Origin of the sequence: Cronobacter sp. HA18003, from assembly GCF_011605905.1 — a bacterium.
Classification (GTDB): Bacteria; Pseudomonadota; Gammaproteobacteria; order Enterobacterales; family Enterobacteriaceae; genus Cronobacter; species Cronobacter sakazakii.
In genome coordinates this window covers 1-18950 of the sequence record NZ_JAANQO010000005.1, presented here as the reverse complement: position 1 = coordinate 18950, position 18950 = coordinate 1, and the positions used below count along the sequence as shown (strand labels likewise).

The 18950-nt window shown below is 49.4% G+C and carries 15 protein-coding genes and 8 pseudogenes; 2 read left to right on the top strand and 21 right to left on the bottom strand.

The window, feature by feature from the left end; all coding sequences use genetic code 11:
- The 8 genes and pseudogenes from G6041_RS00815 to merT all read right to left on the bottom strand — a co-directional run.
- Window positions 1–364, bottom strand: a pseudogene (locus G6041_RS00815) (IS6-like element IS26 family transposase); the annotation flags it as partial.
- Window positions 365–410: 46 nt separating this feature from the next.
- Window positions 411–1049 carry an EAL domain-containing protein gene (locus G6041_RS00810; protein ID WP_201789696.1) on the bottom strand — a complete coding sequence of 213 codons (639 nt, stop codon included), beginning with the start codon at window positions 1047–1049 and terminating at the stop codon, window positions 411–413.
- A 35-nt stretch (window positions 1050–1084) separates the two neighbouring features.
- Window positions 1085–1321, bottom strand: coding sequence for a broad-spectrum mercury transporter MerE (gene merE, locus G6041_RS00805; RefSeq protein WP_021138754.1), 237 nt, complete (start codon window positions 1319–1321; stop codon window positions 1085–1087).
- Window positions 1318–1683 (bottom strand): mercury resistance co-regulator MerD, encoded by a 366-nt coding sequence (gene merD / locus G6041_RS00800; RefSeq protein ID WP_021138753.1) that lies wholly within the window; start codon window positions 1681–1683, stop codon window positions 1318–1320. Before merD ends, merE begins: the two co-directional genes overlap by 4 nt.
- 17 nt (window positions 1684–1700) lie before the next feature.
- Window positions 1701–3386, bottom strand: coding sequence for a mercury(II) reductase (gene merA, locus G6041_RS00795; RefSeq protein WP_024552206.1), 1686 nt, complete (start codon window positions 3384–3386; stop codon window positions 1701–1703).
- Window positions 3387–3425: 39 nt separating this feature from the next.
- The gene (gene merC, locus G6041_RS00790) at window positions 3426–3848 is read right to left on the bottom strand and encodes an organomercurial transporter MerC (protein WP_024552205.1); all 423 of its coding nucleotides are present in this window, start codon (window positions 3846–3848) and stop codon (window positions 3426–3428) included.
- Window positions 3849–3875: 27 nt separating this feature from the next.
- On the bottom strand, window positions 3876–4151 hold the full coding sequence (gene merP / locus G6041_RS00785; RefSeq protein ID WP_024552204.1) for a mercury resistance system periplasmic binding protein MerP: 276 nt from the start codon (window positions 4149–4151) through the stop codon (window positions 3876–3878).
- A gap of 12 nt (window positions 4152–4163) precedes the next feature.
- On the bottom strand, window positions 4164–4514 hold the full coding sequence (merT, locus tag G6041_RS00780) for a mercuric ion transporter MerT (protein WP_024552203.1): 351 nt from the start codon (window positions 4512–4514) through the stop codon (window positions 4164–4166).
- 71 nt (window positions 4515–4585) lie between these two features.
- Between merT and merR the strand changes: the two genes are divergently transcribed.
- Window positions 4586–5020, top strand: a complete 435-nt coding sequence (gene merR / locus G6041_RS00775) for an Hg(II)-responsive transcriptional regulator (RefSeq protein WP_024552202.1) — start codon at window positions 4586–4588, stop codon at window positions 5018–5020.
- Between the two features lie 6 nt (window positions 5021–5026).
- Here the strand turns inward: merR and lspA are convergent, their stop codons facing one another.
- Both lspA and G6041_RS00765 read right to left on the bottom strand, forming a co-directional pair.
- Entirely contained in the window at window positions 5027–5530 is a 504-nt protein-coding gene (lspA, locus tag G6041_RS00770; protein WP_049015781.1) for a signal peptidase II, read from the bottom strand.
- Window positions 5531–5533: 3 nt separating this feature from the next.
- Window positions 5534–6430: a cation transporter gene (locus G6041_RS00765; RefSeq protein WP_004364974.1), complete on the bottom strand. Its 897-nt coding sequence runs from the start codon at window positions 6428–6430 to the stop codon at window positions 5534–5536.
- A 95-nt stretch (window positions 6431–6525) separates the two neighbouring features.
- Between G6041_RS00765 and cadR the strand changes: the two genes are divergently transcribed.
- On the top strand, window positions 6526–6933 hold the full coding sequence (gene cadR / locus G6041_RS00760) for a Cd(II)/Pb(II)-responsive transcriptional regulator (RefSeq protein WP_004364961.1): 408 nt from the start codon (window positions 6526–6528) through the stop codon (window positions 6931–6933).
- An 88-nt stretch (window positions 6934–7021) separates the two neighbouring features.
- On the opposite strand, the pseudogene G6041_RS00755 reads toward cadR, so the two are convergent.
- From G6041_RS00755 to G6041_RS00705, 11 genes and pseudogenes are all read right to left on the bottom strand, one after another.
- A pseudogene (locus G6041_RS00755) lies at window positions 7022–7639 on the bottom strand (AAA family ATPase); the annotation flags it as partial.
- Between the two features lie 24 nt (window positions 7640–7663).
- A pseudogene (locus G6041_RS00750) lies at window positions 7664–8140 on the bottom strand (IS3 family transposase); the annotation flags it as partial.
- An 80-nt stretch (window positions 8141–8220) separates the two neighbouring features.
- Window positions 8221–9728 (bottom strand): annotated as a pseudogene (gene ltrA / locus G6041_RS00745) (group II intron reverse transcriptase/maturase).
- 672 nt (window positions 9729–10400) lie between these two features.
- Window positions 10401–11080, bottom strand: a pseudogene (locus G6041_RS00740) (IS3 family transposase); the annotation flags it as partial.
- 63 nt (window positions 11081–11143) lie between these two features.
- Window positions 11144–11317: pseudogene (locus G6041_RS00735) on the bottom strand (AAA family ATPase); the annotation flags it as partial.
- A gap of 562 nt (window positions 11318–11879) precedes the next feature.
- A complete protein-coding gene (locus tag G6041_RS00730; protein ID WP_001097217.1) occupies window positions 11880–12179 on the bottom strand; it encodes a helix-turn-helix domain-containing protein in 300 nt (99 codons plus the stop codon).
- A 362-nt stretch (window positions 12180–12541) separates the two neighbouring features.
- Entirely contained in the window at window positions 12542–13468 is a 927-nt protein-coding gene (locus tag G6041_RS00725; protein ID WP_033144814.1) for a hypothetical protein, read from the bottom strand.
- A gap of 11 nt (window positions 13469–13479) precedes the next feature.
- Window positions 13480–15037: pseudogene (locus G6041_RS00720) on the bottom strand (TnsD family Tn7-like transposition protein).
- A gap of 41 nt (window positions 15038–15078) precedes the next feature.
- Complete coding sequence (locus tag G6041_RS00715; protein WP_001049182.1) at window positions 15079–16527, bottom strand: ATP-binding protein; 1449 nt, start codon at window positions 16525–16527, stop codon at window positions 15079–15081.
- Window positions 16527–18650 carry a transposase gene (locus G6041_RS00710; RefSeq protein WP_024551181.1) on the bottom strand — a complete coding sequence of 708 codons (2124 nt, stop codon included), beginning with the start codon at window positions 18648–18650 and terminating at the stop codon, window positions 16527–16529. The genes G6041_RS00715 and G6041_RS00710 overlap by 1 nt, the downstream gene beginning before the upstream one ends.
- Window positions 18637–18950: pseudogene (locus G6041_RS00705) on the bottom strand (TnsA endonuclease N-terminal domain-containing protein); the annotation flags it as partial. The gene G6041_RS00710 and the pseudogene G6041_RS00705, both read right to left, overlap by 14 nt.

Genomic DNA, 18950 nt, shown 5'->3' with positions numbered 1-18950 from the left:
TTTTACCCAGAAACCGGTATGCAGCTTTGCTGTTACGACGGGAGGAGAGATAAAAATCGACAGTGCGGCCCCGGCTGTCGACGGCCCGGTACAGATACGCCCAGCGGCCATTGACCTTCACGTAGGTTTCATCCATGTGCCACGGGCAAAGATCGGAAGGGTTACGCCAGTACCAGCGCAGCCGTTTTTCCATTTCAGGCGCATAACGCTGAACCCAGCGGTAAATCGTGGAGTGATCGACATTCACTCCGCGTTCAGCCAGCATCTCCTGCAGCTCACGGTAACTGATGCCGTATTTGCAGTACCAGCGTACGGCCCACAGAATGATGTCACGCTGAAAATGCCGGCCTTTGAATGGGTTCATGTGCAGCTCCATCAGCAAAAGGGGATGATAAGTTTATCACCACCGACTATTTGCAACAGTGCCCCACGCCCTCGGCCACCACGTCCATTCCCAGCCCGTGCGCAAGCTGAATCACGGTGTGCACGATGGTCCGGTCGCGGTGGTCGTCGGCGAGTCCGGCGACGAAGGACTGGTCGATCTTGAGCTTAGTAATCGGGCAGCACTTCAGGTGTTGCAGACAGGAATACCCCGTCCCGAAGTCATCGGCAGCGAAGCGCACACCGATCTGTCGCAAGGCTTCCAGGGCTGGGAAGATCGCCGGATTGCCGAACGCGACCGATTCGGTCAGCTCAATTTCCAGATACTCGGCAGGCAACTCGGCGTCAGCCAGCACGCCCTTTACCCACCCGTCGAAATCCGGTCCTACCTGGCTCGCCGAAACATTGACGGCGAGCCGGAACGGTTGCCATGCCAGCATCCGCCATTCGCGCATCTGGCGGCAGGCGGTGCCCAGCACCCAAGCGCCGATTTCAGGCATCAAGCCGGACGATTCGACCACGGGCAGGAACTGGCCCGGCGGCAAAAGTCCGAGCTGCGGATGACGCCAGCGCAACAGGGCTTCCGCACCGACAATCTGGTCACTGCGCAAATCGACAATCGGCTGGTAGTGCAGCTCAAACTGCCCGCGCACAACCGCCTGCGCCAATTCGGTCGCCGTCCATCTGGCGGGCAGTGATGTGCTCACGATCTTTCCTTGAAGACCCGCAACAGCCGCGTCACGGACAGGACAAACAAGCCGGTCAGCGTGATGGCTGCAATACCCCAATGCTCCCCGATGAACGCGCCGGCCGTCGTCCCCGCGAGCACCACAGCGAGAATCGGCAAATGGCAGGGACAGGTGAGCACGGCCAACGCGCCCCACAGGTAGCCGGTGAACGGCTTGTGTGTCTCGGTCGGCAAGCGCTCGGGGCTGTTCATGGCAGACTCTCCGCATGCTGTACCAGCTCGGTCGGCATGGTGGCCAACTGCACCTCCAGATCGGCCAATGCTTCGCGCCGACGTTCGACGAACTGGCGCAGCACGGCAAGCTGCGCGGCCGCTTCGTCGCCGTCCGCGGTATCCAACGCCCGGCACAGCCGCGCCAGCGCGTCGAGACCGATACCCGCTTCGAAAGCAGCCCGCACGAAGCACAGCCGTTGCAAGGCCGCATCGTCGAACAGGCCGTAGCCGCCAGGGGTGCACGCCACCGGCCGCAGCAGTCCGCGCAGCAGGTAGTCGCGCACGATGTGCACGCTCACCCCGGCATTAAGGGCCAGCCGGGACACCGTGTAGGCGTTCATCGAACACCTCCTTTTTCTCACCCGGCGCAGCAGGAAAGCTGCTTCACATCCTTGTTAAAGGTCTGCGCCGCGAGCTTCAGTCCCTCGACCATCGTCAGATAGGGGAACAACTGGTCGGCCAGTTCCTGCACGGTCATCCGGTTACGGATGGCGAGTACCGCCGTCTGGATCAGTTCGCCGGCTTCCGGCGCGACCGCCTGTACGCCGATGAGCCGTCCACTACCTTCCTCGATGACCAGCTTGATGAAGCCGCGTGTGTCGAAGTTGGCGAGCGCACGCGGCACGTTGTCCAAGGTCAAGGTGCGACTGTCGGTCTCGATCCCGTCGTGCTGGGCCTCTGCCTCGCTGTAGCCCACGGTGGCGACTTGCGGATCGGTGAACACCACGGCAGGCATGGCGGCAAGGTTAAGCGCCGCGTCACCGCCCGTCATGTTGATCGCCGCACGGGTGCCGGCCGCTGCCGCCACATAGACGAACTGAGGCTGGTCGGTGCAGTCGCCGGCCGCGTAGATGTCCGGCGTGCTGGTCCGCATGCCGACGTCGATGACGATAGCGCCTTGCAGGTTGAGCGCGACACCTGCCGCGTCCAGCGCCAGGCTGCGCGTGTTGGGCGAGCGACCGGTGGCGACCAGCAGTTTGTCGGCGCGCAGCTCGCCGTGCGCCGTGGTGAGCACGAATTCGCCGCCCTCGTGCGCGACCTGGCTGGCCTGGGTGTGCTCCAGCACCTCGATCCCTTCGGCGCGGAACGCCGCCGTGATTGCCTCACCGATGGCCGGGTCTTCGCGGAAGAACAGGGTGCTGCGTGCAAGAATCGTTACTTTGCTGCCCAGTCGGGCGAACGCCTGCGCCAGTTCCAGCGCTACCACCGACGAACCAATCACGGCCAGCCGCTCAGGAATGGTGTCGCTGACCAGTGCTTCGGTGGAAGTCCAGTACGGCGTGTCCTTCAGGCCGGGAATCGGCGGCACGGCCGGACTCGCGCCGGTGGCAATCAGGCAACGGTCGAACGCCAGCACACGTTCGCCACCACCGTTGAGTTGCACGGTCAGGCTGTGCGCGTCCTTGAAACGGGCTTCGCCGTGCAGCACGGAGATGGCGGGATTGTCATCCAGGATGCCTTCGTATTTGGCGTGGCGCAGTTCGTCGACGCGCGCCTGCTGCTGGGCCAGCAACCGCTCGCGCAAGATCGTCGGCGGTGTGGGCGGCATGCCGCCATCGAACGGGCTTTCTCGGCGCAAGTGGGCGATGTGCGCGGCGCGGATCATGATCTTGGACGGCACGCAGCCGACATTGACGCAGGTGCCGCCGATGGTGCCGCGCTCGATCAAGGTGACGTGCGCGCCTTGCTCGACGGCTTTCAGCGCCGCCGCCATCGCCGCGCCACCGCTGCCGATAACGGCAATATGCAATCCGCCACCGTCACCACCAGCCTTGTCGCCGCTACCTAGCCATTCGCGCATCTTTCCGAGCAAGCCACCGCCCACCGGAGGCACGGGCGCGTCGGCGAGCGTGGCCCGATAACCGAGTCCGGCCACGGCGGCAGTCAACGCGTCCGGCGATATGCCGGCCTCGACGGCGAGTTTGGCGCTGCCCTTCGTATAGGAGACATCCGCCGACTGCACGCCGGGAACTTTCTCCAGGGCTTCCTTGACGTGCGTCGCACACGAGTCACAGGTCATGCCGGTGATTTTGAGGGTGGTCATTCATCGTTCCTTTTCTGTGTTGGCCGCTGGCTCACGCAGTCAGTCGTGTTTCGCGGGGAGTTCGCAGCCATCCGGGCCGCAGCGGCGATTTACCGGCGAAACCAAGTCCCAGATCGACACGCCGATCATCAGGGCTAGGCCGGTGTATACGAGGCGTGCTGTCCACCAGTTGCCAAGCAGCCAGACGGTTCCGGCGAACACGATGGCTGGCCCGATCATGCCGAGCAGGCTGCGGTGCCATTGCCGATGACTCAGCCAGCCCAGTGCATTCGCCAGCAAAGCCACGACGGCGAACAGCGGTAACAGCGTGGAGATAAACAACCCTTCGTATTCCTGTAGAAAGCTCAGCCCGATGGCCGCGCCCAAGCTGGCGAGGGCCGGGAAGCAGGCGGCGCAGCCCATCGCTGAAACAACGCTGCCGAGCGCGCCAGCCTTGTCGGCAATGCGTGTGATCATCCCCATGATCGCCCTAGGCTCTGGTTCAGTGGCTCACTGCTTGACGCTGGAGGGATAGCCCGCGTCTCCGGTTGCCTTGGTCAGCTTCTGCACGCTGGTCTTGGCATCATCGAAGGTGACCACCGCTTCGCGTGTCTCGAAGGTCACGTCAACTTTGCTGACGCCTTCGACCTTGGAAATCGCCTTCTTGACGGTAATCGGACAGGCAGAGCAGGTCATGCCCGGTACGGACAGTGTGACGGTCTGGGTAGCGGCCCACACGGGGGCAACAACGGCGGCGAGGGCGAGGGAGGCAAACAGTTTCTTCATGGTGAACTCCGATCAGTAGAAAAATGGCATGACATAGGGAAATCCGAGCGCGACCAGAACCAGCACGGCCACGACCCAGAAAATGAGCTTGTAAGTCGCTCGCACTTGGGGAATCGCGCAGACCTCACCCGGTCTACAGGCTTGCGCAGGGCGGTAGATGCGCCGCCAGGCGAAGAACAAGGCTACCAACGCTGCGCCGATGAAAATCGGGCGATAGGGCTCCAGCACGGTCAGGTTGCCGATCCATGCCCCGCTGAATCCCAAGGCGACCAAGACCAGCGGCCCGAGGCAGCAGGTCGAGGCGAGGATGGCGGCCAGTCCGCCAGCGAAGAGCGCGCCGCGCCCGTTTTGTGGTTCAGACATGCGCTTGTCCTTTCGAATTTGAATTGGATAGCGTAACCTTACTTCCGTACTCATGTACGGAGTCAAGTGATATGGAAAACAATTTGGAGAGCCTGACCATTGGCGCTTTTGCCAAGGCGGCCGGGGTCAACGTGGAGACGATCCGGTTCTATCAGCGCAAGGGCCTGCTGCCGGAACCGGACAAGCCTTACGGCAGCATTCGCCGCTATGGCGCGGCGGATGTGACGCGGGTGCGATTCGTGAAATCGGCCCAGCGGCTGGGCTTCAGCCTGGATGAAATCGCCGAGCTGTTGCGGCTCGATGATGGCACCCACTGCGAGGAAGCCAGCAGCCTGGCCGAGCACAAGCTTCAGGACGTGCGCGAAAAGATGGCCGACCTGGCGCGCATGGAAACCGTGCTGTCTGAACTGGTGTGCGCCTGCCATGCGCGGAAGGGGAATGTTTCCTGCCCGCTGATCGCGTCGCTACAGGGCGGAACAAGCCTGGCAGGGTCGGCTATGCCTTAGCGTGCTTTATTTTCCGTTTTCTGAGACGACCCCTTTTTTACCCAACAAGCTGCTGGAAACGAAAAGTAAGGCACCGAGGACAATTGCAATATCAGCCAGGTTGAAGGCCGGCCAATGCCAGTCTCGCCAATAGAAATCAAAGGAATCCACAACATAGCCGCGAAAGACCCGGTCAATCAGGTTGCCCATGGCGCCACCGAGGATAAGACTGTAAGCGATGGCTTCTCCTTTATGACGATTTTCAAGGATCAGCTTGATCAGAAAAATCGAGACCACTACCGCGATTCCGATAAAAAAGTAGCGCTGCCAGCCTCCACCATTCGCAAAAAGACTGAATGCGGCACCGGTGTTCCATAGGTGCACCCAGTTAAAGAACGGGGTCACCGAAACATACTCGCCATAGGCCATTGATTGCTGCACCAGCCACTTTACAGCCTGATCAGACGCTGCCAGCAGGCCCGATATGGACAATAGGGCATACGGCGAGAGCTTTTTGCCAATAATGAGCATTATTTAACCCTTCAACGCCAAAATGCGTCTGGCACCGTTAAGTACAATGCCCCCCGCGATGGTGCCGATAATCAGATCCGGATAATTGGAACCGGTCCACGCGACCAGGGCGCCGGCGGTGATGACCCCCAGGTTGATCACCACGTCGTTGGCCGAGAATATCCAGCTTGCCTTCATGTGCGCCCCGCCTTCCCGATGTTTGGATATGAGCAGCAGACAACTGGTATTGGCAATCAATGCGACGAATGCGATAGCCATCATCACCAGCGATTCAGGCTCACTACCGAATACAAAGCGTCTCACCACCTCTACGAGCACGCCCACAGCCAAGATCAGTTGCAGTACACCAGCAAGATGCGCGGCACGTACCTGCATTTTCACGCTATGTCCAACCGCATAAAGGGCAAGCCCGTACACCGCCGCATCGGCAAAATTGTCCAGGGATTCTCCAATCAGGCCGGTGGACCGGGCGATCAGACCGGCAGTCATTTCCACCACGAACAGAAGTGCATTGATGCCGAGCAACCAGCGCAGGGTCCCGGATTCTTGCTTAGCAGAAGCTGCCGAAAACTCGGCGGCCTTGATGGTCTCCGGATTTGCAGCGACGGTTTCCTGAAGCGAGGCGCCTAGCCCCAAGGTCTTCAGTTTCGAGGTGACGGGCTCGACCTCGCCGTCATGCACGACCTTCAGCCGGCGGTTCGACAAGTCGAAGGACAGCGCCCGAATCTCCTCAAAGCCGTTCAGGGCTAGGCGAATCATTCGTTCTTCTGATGGACAGTCCATCTTCGGCACGGCATAAACACTGACCCATCTCCCTGGCGCCTCGGAGGAGGCCTGTATATCGGTATCCGCTGCGGACGTTGCATCACCGCCACAGGCGCCACCACAGGATTTGCTCATGATACGACTCCACTTGAACAATGTTGTGGTACCATTTAAAACTATAAAGCTACTATAAGGTCAATAGAGTAAAGAATCCGTTGGGGAGGAGGCTGATGCGCATTGGTCAGTTGGCGCAGTTGGTAGGGGTCGAAACACAGACGATCCGCTTCTATGAACAGCAGGGCTTGTTGCCGCCGCCTGATCGGCAGGACAACGGTTACCGTGTCTATACCGAGAAGCATGGTGAGGGGCTGGCCTTCATCCGTCGCTGCAGAATCCTGGGCCTGTCACTGGCTGAGATTCACGAACTACAGAGCTATCAGGACGACCCTCATCAGCCTTGTACCGCCGTCAACGCCTTGCTCGATGATCACATCTCTCATGTGCGGTCGCAGATAACCGCTCTGCAAGCGCTTGAGAAACAACTCGTTTCACTGAGAGCGAGTTGCAACGATGACCGGGAAGTTGAGGCGTGTGGGGTTCTTGCTGGAATTAGCGAAGGAAACATGCACCAGCAGTAGGTGAAGCATCAACCAGATAATCCGATGAGATGCCGGTCTGTCTCACTCTCATGCAAAGGTAAGATCAACCATTTAATCCGCTTACCCATTTATCCAGCGTTCTCTGTGCGACATCCAGTACGCTGTCCTGGATCTCATTTTCCAGCGCTGTAATTTTGTCCTGCAGCGCCGCCTGAGCGTCTTTTACGGCCTGCTGTAAGGGGTTTTTAGCTTCTGAATCCCCGTCGCTGCTTTCCCTGTCGGCTTTGAAAATCGCATACGTGGGCAGCAAATCGAGGATCTTACCCCATAATGATTTTGTGTCGGTTCCAAACTCTTTATCGACATCCAGCAACATTTCCGAACAGGTATAGGGAGCGGCGGCTTCCCTGATGGCCTGACGCCATAACGATGCGGTGCGTTTATCCGCCACATTTTTTTCAACTTCTTTTCCCACCGCCTTGAGTTCGGAAATTTTCATGCCCAGTAAATTTCTCAGGGGCTCCTCATCCGGGTGGATGCAGCGGATGCAGGTCTGCTCCGGTTTTCCTGAGGTCGTTGCTTTAAACGTTTTGACGATTTCAAAATTGCCGTCTTCATTCAGCAGATGTTCTGAGGCGAGCGTGGTCTGCACCCTGTCGTCGATCATGATAAAATCGGGCAGATCATCGAATTCACAGGCTATTTCAAAACGGCCCTCCCCTTCTCTCAGGCTGAAACAGTTCATGTCATTTGAATCGCCACGGATAATCTAGACACTTCCGAGCCGTTGATAATACTGGTTTTCATATTCTGTCGGTGACATCTGATCGCTAGAACCATGCCGACGCTTACTGTTATAAAACATTTCGATGTAATCAAAAATATCGCTGCGGGCTTCTTCCCGCGTTCCGTAGATCTTTTTCTTTATCCGTTCGCGTTTCAACAACTGGAAAAAGCTTTCTGCAACCGCATTATCATGGCAGTTACCGCGACGGCTCATGCTGCCCTCCAGGCCGTGTGATTTCAGGAACGACTGCCACTCATGGCTTGTGTACTGACTGCCCTGATCCGAATGAACCAGCACCTGTTTTTGGGGATTACGCCGCCATACAGCCATCAGCAGTGCGTTCAGGACAATGTCCTTTGTCATCCGGGATTGCATGGACCAGCCGATAATTTTGCGTGAGAACAGATCAACAACCACGGCAAGATACAGCCAGCCTTCGTGGGTCCTGAGTAGAGTAAGAGGCAGGGCGTAGTCGGACTATTTCCCTGCCTCTCCTCCCCGAACCGGACGTGCACCTTTCAGCGCATCCGGCTCTCCATTTAAATGCTGGCGAACGCCATTGCCACTTCTGTAAAGCGCGATGTATACGTGTTTCTGGTCTCCGTCCTCAGATAGGGATTACCTTCGGGTAGCCGCCAGCGGAACAGCTTCTTGCCTTGCCCCACCAACCGGTACAGTATTTCGCCGCTGAGCTTGCCGTGATTGGTTTTACCAAATAAAACCCACGTTTTGCTCTGACCCGGTTTCGGTGATTTACACCACCACCTCATCAGGGAAGCGATACCTGTACGGTATTTGCGGGCCAGCCAGTGAGCCAGCTTCCAGAACACGACACGGTCGATATAACTGAAGACTTTGGCCTTAAAATCAACGAACTGATAGAACATGGCCCAGCCTTTCAGTTTTCGGTTGAGTTGTTCAGCCATATCGACTTTGCTTTCACTGTAGTTGCCTGATAACAGTGCTGTCAGCGATGCGGCGAAGTTTCTGGCTTTCTCCTGCGGGATCGTTGAGACCACTCGCATCTCGCCATAACGACTGCGTTTGCGAATGATCCTGTGCCCCAGAAAGATAAAGCCGTCATTAACATGGGTGATTTTAGTCTTATCCATGTTCAGCCTGAGTTTCAGACTGCCTTCGAGCACACCCCGACACTCCTCCCTGATGGCTTCCGCCTGTGCTTTGGTGCCTTTGACGATGAGGACAAAATCATCGGCATAGCGGCAGTACGCCACCGCGGGTTTCCACTGCCAGTTTTCTCTGACCGCCGTACTTCGGCCCCGTTGGATACTGTTATTCCAGTACCACCGATCTTTTCTGGCTTTCCCGCTCAGGTAGCGCTCATGCAGGTATTGATCGAACTCATTCAGCATGATGTTCGATAATAGCGGCGATATAACACCGCCCTGTGGTACACCTTCACTGGCCGCCCGAAAGAGACCGACATCGATATGTCCCGCCTTGATGGTTTTCCACAGCAGAGTCATGAAACGTGCGTCACTGATCCTGCGGCGTACAGCCTTCATCAGCAGTCGATGATGTACGGTGTCGAAGTAACTGGACAGGTCGCCTTCAATCACCCAGCGTCCCCGGGTTTCACCACAGTCTGTGAGCTGTAATTTCACCGTGCGGATCGCGTGGTGGACACTGCGCTCAGGCCGGAAGCCATATGAGAGCGTATGAAAATCACTCTCCCATATCGGCTCCATCGCCATCAGCATGGCCCGCTGAACAATACGATCCCGCAACGCGGGGATACCCAGTGGTCGCAGTTTGCCGTTGCTTTTAGGGATGTAAACCCGTCTGGCGGGCAAGGGCTGGTAGTGGCCTGAGAGTAATTCATCCCTGAGGATTTGCAGCTCAACAGCCAGTCTGGCCTGTAGCATTGTTTTGTTCACGCCATCAACGCCGGGGGTATGGCCCCCTTTGATGAAAGCGTGATCCGCGCCGCTTCAGCCAGCCATTCTGGTTGTGTTATCAGACGCAGCAGCCGTTGAATCCGTAGGGACGGATCGGTGGCTGCCCATGTGGCAAGCTTGCGTTGCATTTCGCTGATTATCAAAGGTCTTCACCTCGTTAGGTCAGTTAATTCACGTCGCAAACACATTCAAACTGCTTCCCTTCGCCATGTAATGGGCTTTCCCCATCGCGGACTACTACGGAAGCTCCGCCAGCCAGCGCGTCATCGGAGCCATGCCCCCTTAACATCCGTCGCTGACCTTCCCCGGTTTACCTGCCTGGACTCAGGCATACTGAGGAGGCTGCCCGTCGCACTCTTTATCCTTGCTTGCCGCAAGTTGGCAGAAGTCAGCATCGCAAGCGTGATAGACGCTGCTGCCCCGGTGTTTCGCATACATGTCAAAACACCTTCGACCGGCAGTGCTTACGTATCACTGCCAGTTCCTCCTGCACGGCCTGTCAGATCACGTAGGCCGTGGTGACGTTTTCAACCCACAGAGGCGGATTAACGGGTTCATGTTCTTCAGCCTTTCAGTACTTAACCTTGAGGATCATCTCGGCTTAGTGATCTCGCCTCAATCCCCGTTGTCAGCGGGTTACATCACCCTGCGGGCATGCCGCAGGTCACTGCCGCTCAGGTTCTCCACCGTCACACCCGGTGGGATTGTTGGGTTTCTCATCGTGAGTTACCGGTTCAATATTCCAGACAGACTCGCGGTTCATTTAAGCATCCATGCCCGCCCTGAACTCCGGGCACACTGTAGGTTATGTCCGTTACCCAACGCTCATCCGGAGCATCCGGATTGAACTGTCGCTGGAGCCTGTTGGGCGACACGATACTGGCCTCGCCTTTACGTGCCCGCGGGCTCCGGTATCCGACCTGAGCCTTTATCCCGACACGTTTCATCAGTCGCCAGACCCGGTTCACTCCGCACTGTTGCCCGCTGTCCCGCAGATCCAGATGGATTTTGCGATAACCATAAACGCATCCCGATTCCAGCCAGAACTGTTTAATCTGTCCTGTCAGTCTCAGGTCTGCCTGATGGCGTTGTGAATGCGGCTGCTGAAGCCAGGCGTAAAAACCACTGGGATGAACATCCAGCACCCGACAGAGCAGGCGAACAGGCCAGCAACAGGTGTTGTCACGGATAAAGGCGTACCTCAGTCGGACAGCTTTGCGAAGTACGCCGCGGCTTTTTTTAATATGTCCCGTTCGTCGGTAACCCGCTTCAGCTCTTTCTGGAGACGGCGGATCTCGGCCTGAGCATCTGACTGTTCTTTATTAGTGGAAGGATCCGGACCGTACTTCTTTATCCAGGCGTAAAGACTGTGGGTGGTGATATCGAGACGTGTTGCAACGCTGGCAACAGAATAACCGCGATCAACAACCTGTTTGACTGCTTCAGTTTTAAACTCTTCGGGATAACGCTTACCGCTCATGGGCACCTCTCTTTAAGCCATCTTAAATGACTCTGAGGTGTCTGTTAAACCCGTGGCGATTCAATTCTTGTCAGCCTTCATTCCTTCTGTTTCAAAAAAAATAGCCAGCGCTTCCAGAAGCGTTGATTTCCCAAAGTCATTACGACCAACAATGCCCGTCATGCCTTCATCAATAATGATTTCAGTAGAGTTTCTGTAGCCTCTGAAGTTTTTCAGTTTTAATTTTTTGAGCCGCATATGAAGTCCTGTGTGTAAGAAAGCGTTTTGCTGCAACCTGAATACAAAATATATTTTCAAATGCCTGCCAGCATGCAGGGATAACCGTTATTGAGAATATCTTAACGACATTTCTGGATTATGATCTGGTCGCGCTTTCTGAACTTTACTGCTCCTCAAAACACCGGAAGCCAACTTGTGGTTCGATACATGGCTAAGTTAAAACTCCAGAATGATGGGTAATAATTTCAATGCTCATTATATTTTTTGGAACTGACTCATGGCTTTTATGATTTAAATGATAATAATACACATTCTTTGATATTAATTATGTCGTACGGACATTGATAAATTTAAAGGTAGATAGATTTTCATTTACGGATTATTTCCTAAATTCATCGATAATGTGATCGACATAAAATTTTCATTTAAGAGTGAAGAGATAATTTATGGTTGTCCGAAACAGCTCAAACTGGTGTATTTAACATAACAGAAGAAACGAAAGGCTTCATAGCAACCTGATACTTCAGGCCGCTAAGGGGTTAATATTGCTGCAGACAATTAGACCGGGAAGCGCATGGCGTCACCATTTCTCCCGCCTGGCTGGAAGTGAAGAATCATTGTGCAAAGCTCCGTATTCGGGCTTTGCATCTGACAATGGTTCCCTGGATGAAAGTACGATCTCCACTCCAAGGACGCTGAACACTCTAAACAAACGCTCAAAACCCACACTTGCAGGGTTGGCCTCCAGTCGGGCATAAGTTTGCTGTGTTACACCCAAACGTTCAGAAACATCTCTTTGCGTCAGTCCATTGGCTTTGCGAAAGCCGATTAAAACAGGACGCAACTGATTCAAGGTCTTCAAAGCGTATTGAGTGTTCATAAGTGATCTTCCGTATCGACGGGTTAACAAGCACAACGAATGGATTTACAGCAGATAAGCTGTAATACTCATTAACAGACTATAGGCTGTAATACGCCTCTTGCCAAGATTCGGCATCTTTCAAAAACAAGGCCGTGTTGAGTAAGCAGTACTGGTATCTAGCACCCCTGACCACTTTGCTTGAGAGTGACCCAGTGACATTTATCGTGATCGTAGGTCTTTTAGACGTTGTTGCTAACCGGCATCATACTCAGGTGGTAACCCCCAGGGATACTCGGGAAGTGATAATTTATTCCCGCCCTAATCAAAATATATAACCCTATCTTATTAGCTTTCTTAGTAGTTTATAAATGAAGTAAAAATTAGCGAAGAAGCTTTACATTAAAAAGTGAGCAAAAATTTTTACCATTGAACCGGCAAAATTTGCAATCTGCGGCTTTTAGCCTGAGAAAATCCACATTAACAGAATAATCATCAAGTCCAACAGAGGCATAACTTACGTCCTCGAATAAATCGGTAATAAATGAGTTGAAATTACAAAAATTAACCTCACTCAATATCCTGAACACCGCAGAAATATAACTACTATGCATTATCCTGACTTCAATAACCTTTAATAAACTAGAATGCGATTTACTTTTAAAGAGGTCAAAGAGAAAGTAAACCAGCTCATTTTTATTGTCAGAAATCCATTTTAAAATTTTATCCCTGGCACATGGCAATAAATACACTGGAGTTTTGAAAGGATTTGAAATGTCAACCACAAGGGAACAATAACCATGAGGATTTATTCCACTTATAATTAAGTCACTAAGTCCTTTCACTGCATCCAAATAGTTGTCAAAACAAACCTCATATAAACAGGTACTATGAGCTGCACATTTAGATTCAAACAACCATCTATGACGAAGATAACCAATGCCTTTAGAGTGTATATCTTCAATAATACATTTATGGCAGTAATGAATCTTTGAGATGTTTACCAATGGATATGAATTAGTTATGTGTAAATTATTTCGACAGGCATCTTCAACAGCGTTGAAATACCCGTAAACACCAGAAGATAACGACACTATATTGGAAGTTAGTATATAACCATTTCTTGTGGCAAGAATGTCATATATATCCTGCAAACTATGCAATTTGTACATATCAATCAGTTCGAGCCGAGGAAAGGCATCGTACCTTAGTTCACCATGCTTAGATATTATGTTCCTGCAATTGGATAAGTTATACATTATCTGTGAACGCAGAAGAAAACTGTGCCACAATTCATTTTCGTAAACCATATCACTCCCTCTTATTTAATTAGATTCTTTTTCCTGAGAAGTGTCATTGTCATTGGTAGTTTATCTCTGTATTTCAAAAGCCAGTTATGCCCCCCCCAGTAAAGCATCCAGGCTTGTAAGTGACATCGGGTATTGCCCCTGAGATAAAACAACATTTATTAATGATGATGAGATTATATCTCTCTCGCTCCAGTCTACTCTTTTATTTCTATAACATCGTACTGCTTTAGGAAGACAGGAATTAAGCCAGCCATTTTCATGTTTATTTAGCCAAAAGAAACTAGCATAACAACTTTCCTTGACTAACTTTCGCGTTACAGAAATGGATTGATTATGTATAAATCTTAATATTTTCTGCTTATGACGCCGTCTTAAAGAATCTTTTTTACATTTTTTACGCCATGAGCATAAACCGTAACAAGATGAAATTACAGAGGATACAGTTCCTTCCGATAATGAGTTTTTCTCAGCTATGGATGCCAGACTAAACCCCCTTACAGCCATAGACTTGATAAGCAATTCAGTGAATATATTAATTTTTGTGTTTCGCTTAAACGCCCTCAGGTATTTTTTATAAATAAGTGTTTTAATGTAACATCTGCTGCGATTAAATTCTCTCCCAAGGTTGCTAACACTAGTATTATTTTCAGCCATATGAAAGCTGTATTCCTTATGACTTTTAAAGATTTCTTTCTTTTTATTAGGACGACTTCCTGCATATGTTGGCCAGCAAGTATTTAACAAACAATAACAAAGCAAAAGGTGTTTTGTGGGATGCTGACAACATTTATCTTTGAGTATAGGCTCCCAGTAGTGATAATCAGTAAGGGATGTCGGTAGAAGCTCCGATGAACCCTCCCCAAATAACTGGCACTTAGCATAAACATGTGCGTAAAATACATTTTTCTTCAGATTCCCGTCCAATGATAATAAATTTAACTTTTTAAGTACATCCATGTAATTTGGGTGACAAATTTCTTTTCTTCTGATTATATTTATGGACTCATAACAAAATTTAGCAAAATCGAAGTCTGTCTCATTGCTGAGTTGTTCTGTATACGAAACAGGAGGCATCAGTCCAATACGTATGTGCGGTGCAGAAGGGACATTGATGCTTTCAAGCACTACCTGGTGCCGATGGCAGGTTGTAACCCCATGAAGTTGATGCGCCAGATGCCAATAAGTAACACCATAATGAAAAGTATCTTCACGAGCGCAAACCGGGCAAAACTTCAATAGTGTCCGCTGTCCTAGTGAAAAATTACTAAGGCGGCACAATCGATTAAGCCTGGCAGGGGTCGTGTTGAAATCCATAATTTCATTACGACTGATTGGTAGTGCCCAGGCAAACAGAGGGAGTAAAGTCTGTTCATGCCAGAGCTGGTCTGCACTTTCGGATGTATGAAGAGAAATAGCCTTTAATCCTGAATTGAGAATTGGATGGACGCTCATATCAGGTTTGTGGAAAATGATCGTTAACAGAGAAGATGGGGACATACCGTACACGGTAGCTGTCCGACAAAACCGACTGAACAAGGATTCATCAGGTAAAACAGACAACATTCTCATTTACCCCACCTCTCTTTGACCGTTACGAACTGATGACCTCATTACAATTTATTAAGTGGATCTGTATTTATAAGCCCGCAACGCTGAAGAGCATCGTAGGTATTTTTCTTTTCAGCTGTTCTGGTGATAACAAGATCATGGTCAAGAGACAGTATTTTCTCGTCGAAATTGCGCATAACCTCGTCTATTTTTCTTACGAATTCCTTGTGCTGTGGCCTGTCTATATCTCCAGGGATCAAAGCTTTTAAGGGCTTCTCTGACATGAACTTAGCCGAAGCATCACTTTCATTAGATGCAGAGAGCCATTTGGCTTCCTCGTCTTCAGTCGCTGCCCCCGGGAGTAAAGTATCCTTATATTCCTCCGTATGGCTTACGAGTACCGGTACAGAGGCCGACAAGACTGCACCAGTTATGATTTCATTACCGCTACCGATAACCTTTAATTGTGCCCCCCGATAAATCATCTGAGCCAATCCAATGTTGCCTTTAGATAAAATGAATAATTTTTCGTTTAACTCATCATTTAATGGTGTTTCAACATTTGTCCATTGTAATGGCCATAAATAATGAATAAACGATTGCCAGTCTTGTGAGTCGTATCTGACATTTGAAATTTTCATATAACCACCAGACTCTGCCCGCCTGGCAATTCTCATTTTCTTTGTCAGAGTCTCGTCAAAAGGATGATTTCCACAAAAAACCATAGATACCCCCATCGAATCTACAATTTCATGTAAAAAATCAATCAACTTACTCTCACCTCCAGTTCTTGAAAATTTTAGCCTCTGCATTTCATCAATAACAAGGATACCTAAAAATGATGATTTTATTCTTTGCGCAATCTGGCGAGCCAGAGCACCATTTCTAATCTCTGGTGTAGTTCGTTCAATACCAATTGCATCATCTAATTTTTGTAAAATCTCTTCACAAAGGTCTCTCACACTTGAGTTGTATGGACAATTAATCTTTACCCATACGATTTGCTTACTGAAGCCGGGAAAAACTCCTTTATAGCTGCTGTGTTCTATAATCTGAGGGAAATGATCCATGACTTGCTCGATCATGGTAGTTTTTCCAGAACCACTCATTCCAACTATCGTAATGGTTTCAGCCTGGGATTTAAAATATCCACTTTCGGGTTCAATATCAGGACGCTCAGTCCCATAGTAATGAAGATATTGAATAGTTCCGCTTTTTAAAGGATTACGGGCTGCATAGCTTTCCCTAAGTGCCCGTAAAATCATTTTATAAGCCTGGATAAGATTGGTTTGAGGGCAACGGAATTTCTTTATACGTTCGACATACTGCTCTCTAACATTCGCCGGGGCAGTCCAGCGGATTTTTTCGTCAATTTCGGGAAAATAACTCATTTCCAGAAGTACTTCATCTTCCGTAAGCGCTTCAGGAAGTGCTTCAATTAAGGGGTTGCCACGATACTCAGGTAACTCCTGTTCTTTATATATCGCTGAAACGCTCCGTATAAGGTTCATTATTCTGCGTCCTCAGTCTTCTTCTTACCTTTTAACCATCTTTGTTTCTCCTCCCGGCCAGGCAAAAGCAGAACCTTACTGGATGACGGAAGTAGGGGTTCAGGTCTTCCATTAGCAACATCAGTTCGCCCTAATGAATCAAGTTCATTTTTCCTGTTCTTTTTAATATCTTTACCATGTACCCGTCGAGATTCGTATATTTCATTTAATCTTTCGTTACCTTTCTTGTTAAAATCATCTTTATTATTGATATTGCTGAGTGAATTCAGAGTAAATAAATTAATTTCTTTTTGAGTATCTACCCAATCAGCCATTACATCTGTATCAAGATGAGCTTTACCTTTAAATATATCTCTTTTCTTAAGCAGGTAATGCTTTTTGAAAATGCTATTTTTGTCAAATCTTACATATATATAATCTACGCAATTGTCATCTATTCTTGCTTCACAAGTGGTTCTTCCAAATACTCTGGCACCTGATGCAATGTCTGGATCACATTCATAAAAAAGATTATTGTACTGAATCCCACCGGCGGTAATGTTAGCGTTCACAGGGATCAACAATCGTGCGATCACTTCGTCGGCCCCAACGGCTCTTGCGCTGAATCTCCCGTGCTTTAAGCTTATCATCCAACTATTTTTTGGTGATATTACGAGATCATTTTCAATCAGTAAGGGATTGATATAAGCCAGTTCTTCATATGTTCTCTGATTATGTGCAAGTATCTCCCGAATCAGTAAAGACGTGACCTCCTGAATCGTTAAACAAGCCCTGGATTGCGGTGTTGGCTCTCCTTTAACAATCTTACCCCTTCGTGTTGTTCCAATAAGCCTATGAATAACTTCATCATTTAGAATACCGAAACAGCGTTCAACAATGCTTTTTCTGTCGCCTCTACCGACTGGCGCAAACTCAAGTTTTGTCAGGGGGGTCATCTTTTCCTGAGGTTTAAGACCAATCATCTCCCCGTTGTCACACATCAATGTTAATGGAATATGAGAACAAGGCCAATCATCATTAGTAATAGAGATTCCAAATAATCTACAATATTCTTTTTTTGGCATAAAGCAATTTGCTAACGCTTGTCGGGCAGCTCGCCATGAAGCATGGTATAAAGAAACATGAAGGCCAACAATCATTCTTGTTGCGCGATCCACCACTGTATAAATAGTTGGGCGCCCAATGACTTTTCGTCTGTTTAAACTCGAAATAAGATGTACATCAGCGACAGTTGAGTCTATTTCGAAAACATCACCCGGTAAAACAGTTGTATTAGCCGCACTACCTAAAAGCGCCCGCATTTTGAGGTCTATTTCTTTTTTCGTGTTCTTCTTCTTTATCGAGAAATCTTTAGTGAAGAGTTTTTTATTCCAGTATGAAAATTGTTTTAAAGAAGGAACATATGGAGCTCTATTTTCTAAGTTCGCTGTTTTAATTTCATCCCTAAAATACAAATCAATATGTCTCTCTAATGTTTTCTTTATCGTATCTCCGTTAACTTTATAATGATACATAATGAGAGATTTTCTAATATTATTTATATCTCTTTCATTAAGAATGAAAACACGTGAACGTTCATTAGGTAATGCTCTGTTTTTCTTGGAATTCCCAAGTTTAATTTCATGTTTGATTCTACTTTTCCCAGCGGCACCACAGTTCGAGAATGCGGGTAGTAATGCATAAACATCCTGCCCATGTCGCCAGTACAACGCCAGAAGCGTTCTGATAGTATATTGTGATATTTTTTTATTTCTGGAGTAGTCCATTAAAAGGTGAGACTTTTTATGTAATGCATAGTCGAACAGAAACATTCTGTCATCTACAAGATCTTTAATGATATTGTAATTTTCATCTCGCCTTCCCCTGTCTTCATCTGTTATTTCTTTCTCATCTACTAACATATATGAAGGGTATATATAATCTTTACAAGTTATGCTATTTGATTCAATATAATATTTAAACAATGAAAATGAGAAAGGAATTGGCTTACCCGTTCTTTCTGATTTTATTTTAAACAAAATTAACAAATCAACCTTTTTGTCAAAATCCAAAACACGATAAAGCCCCTCTGCAAGCAAATCAGTGCCTTGAGAGAGCCAGACTGAATTTCTAATAATATCCATTTGCGTTCAGTCCTATATAGTGGCCATTGGATATTATCTTTATCAGACCGGTTTCGAGTATTGGATATGATAAATCAATTTTTATCATTTTTAATCCAATCATTGCCTGCAATAACATCATCGCTTCTTGTGCATCTACCCCAATGATTGATGAAATCATTGCACGTAGTCCCACTATGGGATAAACATCTGGTTTAAGCTTCCATAGGATTTTATCAAGAGGATATTTATCATAAAATTCAGAACCATCTCTTAATACAGAAGTAGCCCAGCAAATGTTTTTACCGACGACGTTATTGA